The following is a 15,376-nucleotide window of genomic DNA, read 5'->3' as shown; positions in this document are numbered from 1 at the left end:
GATCCCCACCTCCTTAAAATACTATATAGAATTCGATAAGTTCCTTTTAGCCTCTATTCGATTTAAAAGCTCATAAAGCATAGTCGCTACTCCCAATTGAAGCGGATCATGAATCAAACGTGAGGAGATTTGGTCTAGGGCATCGGAATGGACACCTAAGGGTACTCCCGGGGCTGAAATAAAAGTATCAGAATAAAGATAGTCCCGGGTTATAAACTCCGCTTCGGGGCATGCATCCACGATTGCCCGATGACTTTTTATAGCCGAATCAAAGTCCTTCTCAAGGTGAACATATTGTCCGCTCTGACTTAAAATGTCCTGAGCCAGTTTTTCACTGACTTTTGAGTCCTTGTCATAAACAGCGATTTTTCCTCCGAAGCCGAGAACAGAAACGGCTGCAGAGCGTCCCACCGGACCCGCGCCCAATATCAGCACACTCCGGTCCTTAAGCCCTCCTGTCAAGTAATCGAGAGCTGCTGCATATCCCTTCCCGGTTGCCCGGCTATTATCTGAGCAATACCCTGTCTTCAGGTGCGCTGCGATAAAGCGGTCATCATCAGCCATAAAGACGATTTCTGCCTTACGCTCCAAGGTTTCAGCAAAACCTTTAACATCCGGGAAGGCAGGAACAAAGGTACTCATTCCAAGGAAACTTAATATCCCTGCGACAGTTTCAGAAAACCCGCCGATCACTCCCTGTCCGCAGGTCATGGGCAACACCGCAACAGGCCCTGGATTAGGAACGTCTGTATAGTGCATACCAATAGCATGCGCGGCGATTTCGGAAAGTGTATGACCGGTCTTTCTCACCAACTCTTCGTTGTACTCTTTTATTTGCTGTGCGATTAAATCGATGTCCCTCTCCTTTAGGCGAGTCATAGCAATTCAGCTCCTTATGTAAGCTCTGAGGATAGGGATTTCTTTCTCCGGAGGAATACTGTGGGTTTTACGGACGTTCACCCAGGCTTGATATTCTTCAGTTGTTGCAGCTTCTAACCTGTTGGCCTTCAGAACAGGGAGCACCTTCTCGATCGACCGGTTTCCGTCATCGATATCCAGAGTACTTTGAGATACTCCGGCCATACCTGCTGAAGGTGGAATAATTGATGTGATGACGTTGGCTCCGGAATTCAGCCGCTGTTCCAACCCCTTTAAACCATCCACATCCAGAGACGCGGGAATCAAACGCTCGGGCATGACCAAACGCATGACAGCAATGATCAACAACTCCCGAAAGTGAGAATTGGTTTTCCAATTTGCCAGGGGTGTATTTTCCTGAGGAACAAAGCTCATGACCCGAACTTGGTCCGCTCCGATGCTTGCCATAGTCAGAATAGAGTCTGCGATATCTTCATTGGTATCACCGACTCCGGTTAGCAATCCTTCTTCGATTAAGTATCCCATTTCTTTTGCCAGGATCTTCCGATTCATCCGTTCCTCATAACTCTGCTCGATGCGTAATTGATTATAAAGCGTCTTATTGTGGGTTTCCTGGTAACATGCATACCAGTCGGCACCGGCTTCTTTGAATTTCCAAAGAACTTCCGGAGAAACGATCCCAGGTGAAATCATTATCGGGGTTTGGGTTTCTCCTTTTAGCACTTTAACCATTTTTAAAAGATCATTGAATCCATGGATTGAATGATAATACAGGGGGTCCTCGCCCATGGTCAGGTCTAAAAGATGCACTCCGGAATTCACCAAACAGTGAGCGGTCGTCATAATTTCTTCACTGTTTTTTCTATAACGAGGATAATTTCGGTTGGATTTTCGGTAGAGACAAAAGGTGCAATCGTTACGACAGTATGTCGAAAAATATACGAAGCCATAAAGAAATACTTTATTCTGAAAATATCGTCCGCGAAGCTCCCTTGCAGCTTGTGAAACTTCCCCTAATTCCTTTTCTGAGGTTATATCTAATAATCTCAGAATTTCCTCACGGCTAAGGGAATTTTCTTGTCTCGCCTTGTCGAGAATCCCGTCTATTTTAAGATCCTGCATATAGCTGCCCCCTTGCTTCGTCTGATGGATTATACTCATTATGTTTTTGTCTCATTTACTTTCGAGATCGGTGACGACTTTTTGTTTAATTCTAATATGAACCAACAAAGGAACGATCAACGTTCCTTTGTTGGTTTTCTAGGGTTTTACTCATCTCAGCCTTTTGGGCTTGAGTGAACTGTTTGTCTTTTTAGAATTCAAACAATTGTGAACGGTAGGCGTTAAGATAGTTCATACAGAAGTTGTCACGTCCAAATAAGGTTTCGGCCGTGACGAGACCTGCCAGCATTCTTTTATCTAACGGATTGATAATTAATCCATCCAGACCTTTAGCAATGGCCATAATTGCAAAGGCTTGATTGATAAATTTACGGTTCGGTAATCCATAGGAAATGTTTGATAATCCGCACATAGTGTGAACACCCTTGAATTGCTTGGAAATGGCCTCAATGGCATTGAGAAATTCTATGCCAAAATCCTTATTGGTCGCGACAGGCTGCACCAGAGGATCGACGTAAATATTATCGATTGGGACATTGTTTTGCACTAATCCATTGATCAGACGATCAGCAATTTTGAGTCGTTGGTCGGTGGTCTCGGGCATCCCTTCATCACTCATGCAAAGGGCAATAACCTTGAGATCAGTCCCGGCTACGACAGGAACCAAGGAATCAAACCGGCTCTTTTCCAAAGATATGGAGTTAATCATGGCCGTCCCTTTATGTACCGATAGCGCCGCATGGATCGCATTTGGATCCGGACTATCGATGCAACAAGGCGCGTCCGTAGCCTCTTGAACCGTTTTTACCAGCCACTGGAGGTATTCCGCTTCTTTCCCCACGAAGATTCCAGCATTCACATCAATAAAGTTGGCACCTGCTTCTCGTTGGTCAACTGCGACTTTTTTAACTGCCTCTGCATCTTGTGCCCGAATAGCTTCACCAATTGCCTTTCTGCTCGCATTAATGAGTTCTCCTACAATTATCATCTCATTCGCCCCCTAAATATTTATCCCCACTGTCCCACTTCCCATATCCTCTACAAGATCGACTTTCTTCTTTTTTCTTTTCGACTTGTGCAATCTTTTACCATTAATCAAATTTCGACGTAAATATTGAGTATTCTCCTCCTTTTCATTTAACTTTAATCATTTATTGAAATAACTGGCAAAAGAGTCGAAACTACGCTGAATAATCGGAATATTTAGTCTTGTTCAAATGTCGAAATCAATATATAATTTAATAAGCAAGTTTTATGCCAATTTATAGAATGACATTAAAAACTATACTAGACTAGAGATTTCAATATCGTTTTAATATGAACAAAACAAATTTAACCCATAACTGTAACAGTTTATTTACAATTGGTTAATATTTACCTCTACAGTAGATGTAATCTAATTTTTCTATGAAAAAAATAATTACAGTTCAGATCTGCCAGACTCCGCCTCTGCGAGAAAAGCGGCCATCTCAAAACTTTTGCTTTGGAGGATTTTTCAATGAATAAGACAGTTGATATCATGATCGAAGAACTTCAAAAGGAAAATGAAGAATTAAAGAAAGAGAACGAATTGCTCAAAACTGTTATTGATAGGATTCATGAATCTGTCTATGTAGTTAATGAAAAAGATGAAATCATTCTGTATAATACCGAATCAGAAAAAATGGAGGGTCTTGATAGAAAAGATCTTTTAGGGAGAAAGGAAGAGGATGTCTTTGCACAGCCCTACTACTTTTCGGAGGAAGTAACCAAGAAAATTCTAAAAACGGGGAAACCTTTGATTGACCAACCTTATTGGTATAACTTAAATGATGGAAGAAAAACCAATATGATTTTTAGTGCATATCCCTTTTATTACAAGGGGCAAATCACAGCAGTTTACGTTATCTTTCGCAATATGAATCAGATCGGTGACTTTATCGCAATTACTTTAGAGATGCAGAAAAAATTCATCAAAGAAGAACTTAGTCATCACGATGGAGCAATGTATCTGCTCGACGATATAATAGGCATAAACAGCAAGATGAAACGGATTACGGCAGACGCACGCAGGATAGCTTGCCGCAACTCCCCAGTATTAATCGTGGGGGAAACCGGCACGGGCAAAGAACTATTTGCTCAGGGGATTCATAATGCCAGTTTGTATTCGGAAGGTCCCTTTATCCCTGTAAATTGTGCGGCTATTCCAGATACACTTTTAGAAAGCCTGCTCTTCGGAACGGTTAAAGGCGCTTTTACTGGTGCTACAGATACGCCCGGCCTATTTGAACAAGCAGAAGAAGGAACTATTTTCTTAGATGAAATTAATTCCATGTCCTTTTCCCTGCAGTCCAAACTGCTAAGAGTACTCCAGGAAAAATCAGTACGGAGGCTCGGAAGCAAAGTCCAGATGCCACTTCATTGCAGAGTCATAAGTGCTACAAATATAGACCCGGTTGAGGCCGTTAAAGAGCAAATTATTCGATCCGACTTATACTTCCGTTTGGCTACCATTACTCTGAATATTCCTCCCCTGAGGGAAAGAAAAGAAGATATTGAGGTTTTGGCCAGGCATTTTATCAGAAAATGCAATCATGAATTCGGGCTGTTTGTTAATGATATTTCTGAGGAATTGATTCGTTTCTTTGAACAATATGACTGGCCAGGTAATGTTCGGGAATTAGAAAACTTTGTTGAAGGTGCTATGAATTTTGTTCATAACAAAGAGAAGATGTTAAAGCTGCACCATGTACCTGAATATTTTGGCGAAAGACTTTTTCTTCTTAATAAAGATCTTCAAAACACGGATAACTTTCAAGGTCAACATACGGCAATTCATAATGGAACACTTCAGGATGCTTTGTTGGAAACCGAAAAAAATATCATCAAAAGCACCCTTATGCGTAATAAAGGGAATATAAGCAGATCAGCCAAAGTATTGGGTATATCCAGGCAAAACTTACACTATAAACTTAAAGCCCTGGGAATTACGAACAAATAATTACAGTCCTGGACTGTATTCCTTTTTATTTCCCGTATTGGACTTTTCTTTATGTTCTTCGGCAAGTTTGATGGCTTGGGGGACTGATAACTTATCAGCTATAAAAATGCCCATAATCCCCCCACATAATTGCCCGGTGAAAACAGGCACGATTAAGGTTGGCTGGAAATTAGCGGTGAAGGACAAATAATCTCCCAAAAGATAACCTGCACAAACGCTGTAGGCAATGCACTTAACCTTATCCTGGGGAGGCATATCTTTAATTGTGGCAAACATCGCTAAAACGTTGGCAGAGGCAGCTAAGAGTCCGGCACTGCCGGAGAAAGTCAGCCCTAATTTTGTCCCTATTTTTGTTAAAGGCGTCTGCAAATACTTTTTCAGCAGATAGACCATGGGAAATGCTCCCGCCAGCATAATTCCGATAATACCCGTGATTTCCAAGGCCCTGAAGGTTTCTTCCTCATCCGCAATAAATGGATCAAAACCCCATCCGCCTAAAACCTTGGAAAATACTCCGGTGAAATATTCTATGATCGCAAAAGCTACTACCAGTTTTAAGGCTGACATTAGTATCTTTCCATAGATCATAAAGCCTTTAATCATCTTTTTAGGTATCAGCTTCAGCCCCAAAGCGAATAAGACACAGATGATAATTAAAGGCAGAAGGTTAATAAAAATAGTAACTAATCCAAAGGTCAATACATACGTAGCATCTGCATTCGTGGAAATAGCTTCCCGAACCGGAGTATGGGAAAAAAAGAGGATCATACAAGTGACAAGAACCCCAAAAGGAACTGCCAGCATTCCGGACATCATACCTAAAGCTAAATATTGGTGATCCTCTTTTTCTAACATGGCTAAGCCAATGGGAATATTATACAAAATTGTTGGCGCGGCCATAATGCCTACCACCATGGCCATGATCCAAGTTTCAGGTGATTGGGCGAGAACCTCGGCCAAAACATATCCCCCTATATCACTGGGGATAAAAGTCGTTGCCGCTATAGCCAGATCCGCACCGATAAAACTATAGATCGAACCAAAAACCTTCTCAATAAAGATGGTTAAATAGGGAATCGAGATCATAATTCCCGCAATAGGCAGAAAAATAGTCCCTATGGTTTCTAGGCCATTGATAAATGACTGCCCTAATTCAGAATCCTCTTTGACAGCTGACGCAACAGCTCCCGCTAAACAACAGGCCATGATAATAAAAATCATTACTTTACCGAATATAACCATTAAATATCTCCTCCTGACAAACGTTTTTAGAAACCCATCTGACAACAGACCATTAAAAGACGATTAAAACGGAGGAAATGCACCTACATCTCCTCCGTTTTCTCTGGCAGTGTTTTATTACTAAACAAGATGGCACCTACCACTTATCCAGTAAACCAATCACTGTTTCTCTTTCGAAAATGCCTCACATTGGGGTTTTATGAGGTTTTAATAACGATTATTTTTCTAGCTCTTCGATGATATTTCTGAGTTTTTGCTGTACTTCCTTATCCAACGGTTCGGGTTTGTATTCGTTCAGAATTTCCCGTGCCCTTTCAGCGGCGCGCTCTCCGGCATCTTTGCCCCCGGTCTCTGCTTCCCAAATTTGGCGCATTTTCCGGTCAAACAGATTTGCTCTGGATTGCTCTTTCTTAACATACTCCATAGTATGTTTTTCCAACAAGTAGTGTTTACCACTACCTCCGCCTACTCGCTTGATCAGATCAACCGCCAAGGTTTCATCGTTAATTTCCACACCACGAACCACTCGTTTTACCATCTCTGCTATTTCGTTATCGATGAGTAGTTGGGCATAGCTGAAGGTTACCCCTAACTCCAGCATTCCCATTCCATAAATCAGGTTAACTCCTGCCAAGGCCGGCAACAGAGCCGTCATGGTTTTTTCATATCCTGCCTGGGCATCGGATAATTTGCTGTCTGCCTATGTCCCCGCTGTGAAGCTGGGAAGTAAGTAGAACTGAGCCAGAGCCGCCACACCCGCGCTGCACATTCCAAGCTCCGGCGAACCCACTGGAGCTGTAGCATATTGCAGGTCAAAGGTCGTAGTAGAACTACCATACATTACCGGCGCACCCTTGCAGGCGAGCTGGGATAAGGTAATCCCTGCGAGAACTTCGGCATTGTGCACAACCAGGGTACCGGCAATGGTTACCGGTGTGGTAGCTCCGGACATAGCCATTGACAATATATTGCACGGTACACCTGCCCGGGCAAATTCCATGATAATGTCACAGCACTCTTTATGAAGCTGGAGCGGACTTTGCGGGCAGGTTAGAGCTGATAAAACAGGCCGCTTCCTGAGATTATCCCAACCGCCGGCAATAATTGCACCCATTTCAAGATATTTTTTGGCATGATCGCCTGAGGTAAGGTCAATGTGCATAGCATGTTTACTTGTATTGCTCAAAAAAGCTTCTGCTTCATGTAAATCGACGGATACTTTAGGGCAGTCTCTGGCTGAAACCGCATGTGAATAAACGTCGACTCCATCCAGATAATCGGCAACTAAGGCTGTTCCGGCAACGTCAGCCTTGGTTGTGTTTCTTAAAACGCCTGTTACGGGGTCAACAATTTTTACTCCGGCACCAAAGGTGGTGAAGCTTACCCGGCTGCCCTCCAATACACAATCGTTCTTTGGATTACGACCGGCAAGGGTAATGGTGCTCGGAGCAGACCTGATGGCATCTTCTACCAGGTGTGCAGGAATACGTACAACAGATTCACTGCGGTCTACCATAGCTCCGGCATCCTGGAAAAGATCCAGGGCCTCTTTAGAAGTGATATGCACCCCTTCCTGCCAGAGGACTTCCAGCGTTGAATAGTGAATTTGTCTTAATTCATTATCTGTGAACATACTTAGACTAAAGCCATGCTTTTGAGGATTATTAGACCAAGGATTTCTTATGGTCACCGTTTACTCCACCTTTCTTAGATTATTTATTTTTACACCAAGTCCTGATTGAATAGATAATTACTTAGCAAGCAGGCCTTTAGCAAGATCGCAGGCAGTAGCGGCATCAGGTGCAAAACCATCGGCACCAATTTCATCCGCATATTCCTGAGAAATCGGAGCTCCCCCAATAATAATGCGCACCTTATCCCTTATACCCTCTTCTTTAAATAGTTCTATGGTGTCTCTCATTGATACCATAGTAGTGGTCAGCAGTGCGGACATAGCGATCATATCAGCTTTTTGTTCCTTTGCGGCTTCTACAAACTGTTCCGGTGAAATATCGACGCCTAAATTAACGACTGTAAAGCCGGCACCCTCCATCATCATAGCTAACAGGTTCTTTCCGATATCATGAAGGTCACCTTTAACTGTGCCAACCAGCACTTTACCTATTGTAGGGATATCCGTTTCAGCCATAAGGGGTTTAACTAAATTAATACCTTCTGACATCGCTCTAGCTGCCATGAGTACTTCGGGAACGAACATTTCCCCCTTTTTAAAGCGTGCTCCAACTATGTCCATCCCAGCAATCAGACCCTGATTGATAATTTCCAAAAGATCGTTTCCGCTATCAATTAAACTTTTAGTTAGAGATTTTACCTGATCATCATCACCCTTTAATACTGCTTTCGATAAATCTTCATAGCCGGCCATAAACTATTACCTCCTTGTCGTTTGCTTTTAACCCTGTAGTTTTTCTGACTTAATAGAAAGTGCTTTTATTCCTCCTTCTTCTTTTACACTTTGATCACACTGTTAAGAATGTGCAAGTTTAATGCCAAGTTCATAAAAATTCAGAAAAACCAGATATCTGAAGGGATTTCTATGTTTAGCTGCGATTAAAATAAGAGGCCATCCCCTGAACTGTAAATTCATGGTGACAGTTCGGGGGATAGCCTCTTATAAAATAGGTGTAACTGTTTTTTTCACAGAAAAAAACAGTTACACCGTAAATTTACATAATTAACAAAGCTATGACTTTCACTGATGTAGTCATAGCTTTCGTTTTAATCATATGAAACTAACTTAGGATTTTCCCGCAGTTATTTTATATTTAACCTAACCCCATCCAGATAGGTTAAGCTTCTGGCCATGCTCTGAACATTCTGTGTACCTTCCCGAATCATAAGAAGCCTTTCCAGTCCAAAACCTATGCCGACCCAAGGATCAAAAATCCCCCACTTCTCGTCCAAAAAATGAGGCCCCATAGCACCTGATCCCAGCTCGAGCTCACCTTTCATTACATCTACAGTATCTCCATAGACCACAGAGGATTCGGTAAGAAGCCCATACCCTTCAATTCCTGCTGCCTCCATAACCCAGCGGGCCATTTCTTCCAGCCGTTGATGCCGCTCTTCAAGGGGAGTACCTAGTTCTGTCAGGTTAAGCATCGTAAATTCATTCAGATGCTGCGCACCCTGTGACTCTTTCCGATAGCAGGTTCCGATTTCAAATATACGAATCGGTTTATCCCAAAGGCGTGCGAGATCTCTCCACAGAGTATAAAGATTCGGTGCCAGCATCGGCCGCAGGCAGCGTTTGGCATCTAACCAAAAGACTTGTGAGAATAGCGGGTGATCGTCTGAAATCGTCATTTTCGCTAATGAAGTCTTGGAAATAATTGTCGGTGTAACCACCTGAACGAATCCTTGCCGGCGTAATGCCTCCGCCAATCCGTCTTCAAGCTCAAGTAAGGCCGGCCGGCGCTTCTCATCACGTAATTTTTTAAGCTGTGATTTCCCATGCTTAACTAAGCTATGTTCGACATCTTGGAATGCGCGGTCGCGGCTTGATGTTTCAGTAAAGTTCATATCCAGTTGTTCAGAAGATGCGTTAAGTTCTTTTAAGCGTTGCAATTGAACCGTCGACCATGAAATACTCAAGAGATGAACCTCCTGTCAAAACACTTAGACATAAAAATGGCGAGGAGTACGGGAGTTTCACCCGTCTGCACGAATTTAGAGTCCGTGTGATCTATTCGATCTACCCCCCATGTCGTTTTTAGATTACCACTAATTCCAATTTTGTGCAAGCTTGTGTTATGAAACCAGCTTGATCAGCAGTTCTCCATAGTTTTAGAAGCCTAAGTGATCATCCGTCAACACCAATTCTTCAAAACGCTTGATTAATTCTGCCAGATCTGCATTAGTAATGTACATTTCGCCTGTTTCTGAGGTCTTATTAAAATCAATAGTTTTTAAGACTCCCAGGCAACCCCGATTCTTATCGTCAATCTCTGCAAAAGCCTTCGTTAAGTAAGCCCTTAAATCTTGATTTTCCTGTTTTATTATGTCCCACCGTGCCATCTTCGGTACAAACAAACGATAAGATTCTCTTTTTTCCAAATCCTCTTCTATTTCATTTTGAGATAAGCCCTTGGCCATAAGTTTATTGCGCCGAACCTCTCGTTCCATATTAAATCGGTCGTTCAAACGTTTTAAAAAAACGATGGCTATCACATACTCCTTAAATCCCACAGCCTCCCGGTCTCCACGTAAAGCGTCGCAAGTCTCATCAAGGAAACTCTCAAACTCCGCTGCAGATAATTTGCCCTCCATCGTTCAAGCCTCCCTATCCTTTTTAGAACTAATCGCCAAACTCCATGCCAAGAGTGCGCGCCGCTAACAACAACGGATCATTCAAGGGCACAAGTTTAATTTGATCAACCGCTTCACGAAGAGGGACCCGTACAATCTCTCTGCCCTGAAGAGCGACCATGATTCCGAATTCCTCCTCAAGTGCAGCGTCAACTGCCGACGTTCCGTAACGTGTAGAAAGTACACGATCATAGGCATTGGGGGAACCACCCCGTTGAAGATGTCCGAGCACCGTCACCCGAGTTTCCATCCCATGATGTTCTTCAAGATCACGACCTATTTTGGCGCCAATCCCCCCCAGTTTAATCGGGTCAACTCGCCCCTCCATCATGCGCTCGACAACCATTTCCCCGCCCAGTGGTTTCGCTCCCTCTGCCGCGACAATAATGCTGAATTTCTTTCCTTGTCTGGCCCGTTGTTGAATGCACAGCGCAACCCGGTTTAGATTATAAGGAATTTCGGGAATCAGGATAACATCCGCTCCTCCTGCTACCCCGGCATACAAAGCAATCCAGCCCGCATAGCGCCCCATGACTTCAAGAATCATAACCCGGTGATGGGATTCCGCGGTGGTATGTAAACGGTCTAAGGCTTCTTGGGCCGTAGCTACCGCCGTTTGGAAACCAAAGGTTTGATCCGTAGCCATTAAATCATTGTCAATCGTCTTGGGAATTCCGATCACTTTAAGCCCTTTATTGGCAAACTCAAGGGCGATCTTCAGACTTCCGTCTCCCCCAATTGCCAGCAAGGCATCCACACCCTGCTCTTGTAAATTCCGGATGACATCATCTGAGCGATCCACCGGTTGAGTTACCCCATTTAGTTTTGTTTGATAAGCAAAAGGGTTATCTCGATTCGTTGTTCCTAAAATCGTGCCGCCACGTGGTAAAATACCCGAAACCTCCCGCAGAGAAAGGGGCACAAAATCCCCTTCTACCGCTCCACGAAAACCATCTCTGATTCCAAGCACTTCGAGTCCATATCCATGTGCACTCTTAGCAATTGCCCGAATCACCGCATTGAGCCCCGGACAATCTCCCCCGCCTGTAAGTACCGCAAGTTTACGCAATTTTTACACCCCTTATCCAGATGTATCTCCAATATGTCATTATATAATATTCCAGCCTAAAAAAGTGCTGAACTCATCCAATTATTTCAAATTATTTGTCTTCACAAACTTTCTCCATCAACACATAAAACCTGAGCAATATTCTTTTGCCGCGCTATTTTCCCTGCCTCATCATTGCCTAAAACTCCGAGAGACATCTCTACCCGTTTCCCCAAGGCCCTCAAAGCCTGGCTCCGGCGAATGACCTGCTTCGCATCGGATCCATAAACTAAGACATCTGCTCCCTCGACATTTGGCAGCGGAAATTGTTCCAAGAGATTGCCTAAATGTATCGCAAACCCGGTTGCCGGCTGAGGGATACCAAAGTCGGCATATAAGGCATCATAACGTCCGCCCTCAACGACCGGAAAACCTATTCCCGGAACATACCCTTCAAAAATCACCCCAGTATAATATGAAAAACCCCGAAGTATTCCCAGATCTAAGGACACATTCTCCTGAACACCAAAATCATTTAAATACTGATAAATTCTCCTTAGACTTTCGACTGCTGCCCGAATTGCGGGTCTCTCACTCCAACCGAGGACTTCATCCAGAATTTCCTCTCCCCCGTGAAAATGGGGTAACCGAAGCAGTAGCTCCTGAACCCGTCCCGGTAATCCACTTTGTCTGACACAGCTTTCCACGCCCACCATGTCCTTACGAGCTAATACTTCTTCTAATTTGGCCTGTATCCCCTCATCCACTCCGGCTTCCAGCATGAGTCCCGAAAAAATCCCCATATGTCCCAGATTAAATTGATAATTTTCCAGGCCCAAACCTGCGATAGCTTCTACAGCAAGGGCAATCACTTCAGCGTCTGCCAGTTCCTGGTCAGAACCCACCAGTTCTACACCCAATTGTCGGAACTCTCTGTGCCTGACATTGGTATTTCGATAGACATCTGCACCATAACATAAGCGCAGGGGAAATTCTCCCCCCCTCATACGTGTACCGACAAGACGGGCGATCGGTATCGTCAGTTCGGGGCGTAAGGTTAATATATGCCCTTCACGGTCAAAAAACTTGTACAGCAAATCGTCCTGGTCAACATCCGGCTGAACACAAGCCGAATATTCCAAGGTTGGAGTCAATACTTTCTGATAAGACCACTGCCGGAAAAGGGCCAGAACTTTTTCCTCTAACTCCTCTTGAACAGCGATTTCCTCAGGTAATAGATCCCGCATGCCCTTTGGTATACGCAACCCTAAATTCGTTCTCAACATTTATGCTTCTCCTTCATGACCGTCATTTTTCTGTGCGTTCTGCTCCTTTAAACGCCGTAAGATAAGCTGATAACCATCTGCTCCGAAATTCAAGCAGCGCTTCACACGACTGATCGTTGCAGTACTTACTCCGGTTCTTTCCGTAATTGCGGTATAGGTCTCGTTCCTTTGCAGCATCTTAGCGACTTCCAAACGCTGAGCCAAAGCCTTGATTTCAGCAACTGTCGCGATATCTTCAAAGAACCGATAACACTCTTCTTTGCTCTTAAGCAATAAAACGGCTTCTACTAGGGCATCATTTAAGGGATTTTGTAAACGCTCATCGCTTGACATGGCTTTCCCCTCCCAAATAATTGAACAAGGTCACTGTCTCCCTTTAATCTATTAAAGTGTTGTGTTATTGTCAAGCTTTTTTAGTTCAAGTATAAATTAAACCCGTATAAATTTTATCTCTTGCCAACCCTATCTTCCCTATGCTAAACTATGGATAGCTTTAGTAATTCTTAGACACAGTAAAACCTCATAGTAGACTCTTATTCAGAGTAGGTGGAGGGACTGGCCCGATGAAGCCCGGCAACCGGCATTTTTGCACGGTGCTAACTCCTGCAGAGAAATCTGGGAGATAAGAGGAAAACCGAATGGTACTCCGCGGGTTTTCTTCGCGGAGTTTTGTTGTGTATAAAACCGCTGGGCATAAATTAATTATGCAAAGGAGCAATAACCTTTGATTCAGATTAAACAATTAGTAAAGCAATATTCTTCTCGTCAAGGGAACGTCATTGCCCTTGATAATGTATCCTTGAACATTTCGCAGGGGTCCATCTACGGGATTATTGGATTGAGCGGTGCAGGAAAAAGCACATTAGTGCGCTGCTTAAACCTTCTCGAGAAACCAACGAGTGGTCACATCATTGTCGCCGGCCAAGACCTGACACAGCTTTCCGGCAAGGAACTGCGTCATGCGCGTCAGAATATTGGCATGATCTTTCAACATTTTTATCTTCTTCTATCACGGACCGTAGAGGAAAACATTGCCTTCCCCCTGGAAATCGCCGGAGTGTCTAAGAAGGAAATCTCGGTACGGGTCAAAGAATTACTCCATTTAGTTGGTCTCGAAGATAAAGCGTCTGTTTATCCTGCGCAATTAAGCGGCGGCCAAAAACAACGGGTTGGAATTGCCCGGGCACTCGCCACCAAGCCACAAGTCCTCTTATGTGACGAAGCCACCTCAGCCTTAGATCCGCAGACCACCCTTTCTATTCTCAATCTTTTGCGGGATATCAACCAGAAACTTGGTTTAACGATTGTGATGATTACCCATGAAATGAAAGTAGTCAAAGAAATCTGCACGGATGTTGCGGTTATTCATGCCGCACACATTGTTGAAAACGGTCCTGTCGAATCTGTTTTTATTAAACCTCAGTCAGATATCGCCCGCCAGTTTATCTCAACTGTTTTTCCGAACGAACTTCCAGCCGACCTTTTACAGGAGCTTGCAACTCACAAAGATTCGGAAATTGTTCGCATACAATTTCTCGGTTCACGGGCCTCAGATCCAATCATCACTGACTTACTGCGTTCTTGCGATGTCCGGGCCAATATTCTCTATGGAAGCATCGACCACTTGAGGTCCACATTATTTGGTACACTTACCATCGAACTTCTCGGAAACCCCGAACAAATCAAAACAGCCCATCGCTACTTGGAATCTCGCAAATTAAATGTGGAGGTGATTCATCGTGGGCTTTGATTCATCCCTGCTTTTTCAGGCGACTTTTTGGATTGATTCATTCCGGCTTGTCATACCGGCAACCGGCGAAACCCTCTATATGGTACTCGCTTCCACGGTACTGGCTTACCTGCTGGGACTTCCTTTAGGCATTATTTTGGTCATTACTTCTCCCGGGCACATCATGCCCAATCCATGGGTCGAGCGGACTTTAGGCACCGTCATCAACATCTTGCGTTCCGCTCCGTTCATCATCCTATTGGTAGCCTTAATCCCATTCACTAAATCCATTATTGGCTCATCGATCGGTACAACTGCAGCTATTGTTCCTCTCGTCATCTCAGCTGCTCCCTTTGTGGCCAGAGTCGTGGAAAGTTCTCTCAAAGAAGTTCCTTACGGCGTCATTGAAGCGGCTTTATCAATGGGAGCTTCCCCCCAACAAATCATCCAAAAAGTTCTTCTTCCTGAAGCAAAAGCTTCACTGATTCTAGGCGTTGCCATCACGACAATCAGTGTCATCGGCTACACCGCTATGGCCGGTGCTGTTGGCGGGGGTGGGTTAGGAGACTTGGCCATCCAATATGGTTACAACCGTTTCCGAACCGATATTATGATCATCACCGTCGTCATTCTTGTCGTGATTGTTCAGATCATACAATCTCTGGGAACCACACTGGCACGCAAGCTTACTCATTAAATCCTCAGTTATGAACCCGTCCCACGCTTTACCTGCATCCTAGAAAAGGCAACCCTGTCCAAAA

General features: G+C 43.9%; 13 protein-coding genes, 1 pseudogene and 1 riboswitch. Of the genes and pseudogenes, 3 read left to right on the top strand and 11 right to left on the bottom strand.

Annotated features, from left to right (window positions below):
• Positions 1-21: 21 nt before the first annotated feature.
• From pylD to DESYODRAFT_RS03215, 3 genes are all read right to left on the bottom strand, one after another.
• Complete coding sequence (gene pylD / locus DESYODRAFT_RS03225) at positions 22-879, bottom strand: 3-methylornithyl-N6-L-lysine dehydrogenase PylD (protein WP_007779338.1); 858 nt, start codon at positions 877-879, stop codon at positions 22-24.
• A gap of 6 nt (positions 880-885) precedes the next feature.
• Positions 886-2,001, bottom strand: coding sequence for a methylornithine synthase PylB (gene pylB / locus DESYODRAFT_RS03220; RefSeq protein ID WP_007779337.1), 1,116 nt, complete (start codon positions 1,999-2,001; stop codon positions 886-888).
• 190 nt (positions 2,002-2,191) lie between these two features.
• On the bottom strand, positions 2,192-2,989 hold the full coding sequence (locus tag DESYODRAFT_RS03215) for a methyltetrahydrofolate cobalamin methyltransferase (protein WP_007779335.1): 798 nt from the start codon (positions 2,987-2,989) through the stop codon (positions 2,192-2,194).
• 510 nt (positions 2,990-3,499) lie between these two features.
• Here DESYODRAFT_RS03215 and DESYODRAFT_RS03210 point away from each other — a divergent pair.
• Positions 3,500-4,981, top strand: a complete 1,482-nt coding sequence (locus tag DESYODRAFT_RS03210; RefSeq protein WP_007779334.1) for a sigma-54 interaction domain-containing protein — start codon at positions 3,500-3,502, stop codon at positions 4,979-4,981.
• On the opposite strand, the gene eutH is transcribed toward DESYODRAFT_RS03210, so the two are convergent.
• From eutH to DESYODRAFT_RS03165, 8 genes and pseudogenes are all read right to left on the bottom strand, one after another.
• Positions 4,982-6,223 (bottom strand): ethanolamine utilization protein EutH, encoded by a 1,242-nt coding sequence (gene eutH, locus DESYODRAFT_RS03205; protein WP_007779331.1) that lies wholly within the window; start codon positions 6,221-6,223, stop codon positions 4,982-4,984.
• A 217-nt stretch (positions 6,224-6,440) separates the two neighbouring features.
• Positions 6,441-7,856 (bottom strand): annotated as a pseudogene (gene mttB / locus DESYODRAFT_RS28990) ([trimethylamine--corrinoid protein] Co-methyltransferase).
• Between the two features lie 117 nt (positions 7,857-7,973).
• Positions 7,974-8,609, bottom strand: coding sequence for a cobalamin B12-binding domain-containing protein (locus DESYODRAFT_RS03190; protein ID WP_007779328.1), 636 nt, complete (start codon positions 8,607-8,609; stop codon positions 7,974-7,976).
• Positions 8,610-8,998: 389 nt separating this feature from the next.
• Entirely contained in the window at positions 8,999-9,838 is an 840-nt protein-coding gene (pylSc, locus tag DESYODRAFT_RS03185; RefSeq protein WP_007779325.1) for a pyrrolysine--tRNA(Pyl) ligase large subunit, read from the bottom strand.
• Between the two features lie 192 nt (positions 9,839-10,030).
• Complete coding sequence (locus tag DESYODRAFT_RS03180) at positions 10,031-10,513, bottom strand: type I restriction-modification system subunit M N-terminal domain-containing protein (RefSeq protein ID WP_042338164.1); 483 nt, start codon at positions 10,511-10,513, stop codon at positions 10,031-10,033.
• Positions 10,514-10,541: 28 nt separating this feature from the next.
• Positions 10,542-11,621: a 6-phosphofructokinase gene (locus tag DESYODRAFT_RS03175; RefSeq protein ID WP_007779323.1), complete on the bottom strand. Its 1,080-nt coding sequence runs from the start codon at positions 11,619-11,621 to the stop codon at positions 10,542-10,544.
• Positions 11,622-11,722: 101 nt separating this feature from the next.
• The gene (gene hisZ, locus DESYODRAFT_RS03170; protein ID WP_007779321.1) at positions 11,723-12,886 is read right to left on the bottom strand and encodes an ATP phosphoribosyltransferase regulatory subunit; all 1,164 of its coding nucleotides are present in this window, start codon (positions 12,884-12,886) and stop codon (positions 11,723-11,725) included.
• Entirely contained in the window at positions 12,887-13,219 is a 333-nt protein-coding gene (locus DESYODRAFT_RS03165; RefSeq protein ID WP_007779319.1) for a YerC/YecD family TrpR-related protein, read from the bottom strand.
• Between the two features lie 197 nt (positions 13,220-13,416).
• Positions 13,417-13,515, top strand: a riboswitch (SAM riboswitch).
• A gap of 95 nt (positions 13,516-13,610) precedes the next feature.
• On the opposite strand from DESYODRAFT_RS03165, the gene DESYODRAFT_RS03160 reads away from it, so the two are divergent.
• Together DESYODRAFT_RS03160 and DESYODRAFT_RS03155 are read left to right on the top strand one after the other, a co-directional pair.
• Entirely contained in the window at positions 13,611-14,636 is a 1,026-nt protein-coding gene (locus tag DESYODRAFT_RS03160; protein WP_007779316.1) for a methionine ABC transporter ATP-binding protein, read from the top strand.
• A complete protein-coding gene (locus DESYODRAFT_RS03155; RefSeq protein WP_007779313.1) occupies positions 14,626-15,312 on the top strand; it encodes a methionine ABC transporter permease in 687 nt (228 codons plus the stop codon). The genes DESYODRAFT_RS03160 and DESYODRAFT_RS03155 overlap by 11 nt, the downstream gene beginning before the upstream one ends.
• The last annotated feature ends 64 nt before the right edge of the window (positions 15,313-15,376 follow it).

It is taken from the genome of Desulfosporosinus youngiae DSM 17734 (genome assembly GCF_000244895.1).
Classification (GTDB): Bacteria; Bacillota; Desulfitobacteriia; order Desulfitobacteriales; family Desulfitobacteriaceae; genus Desulfosporosinus; species Desulfosporosinus youngiae.
Note: the sequence above shows the minus strand (reverse complement) of the source record. Positions and strands in the feature narration are given on the sequence as shown.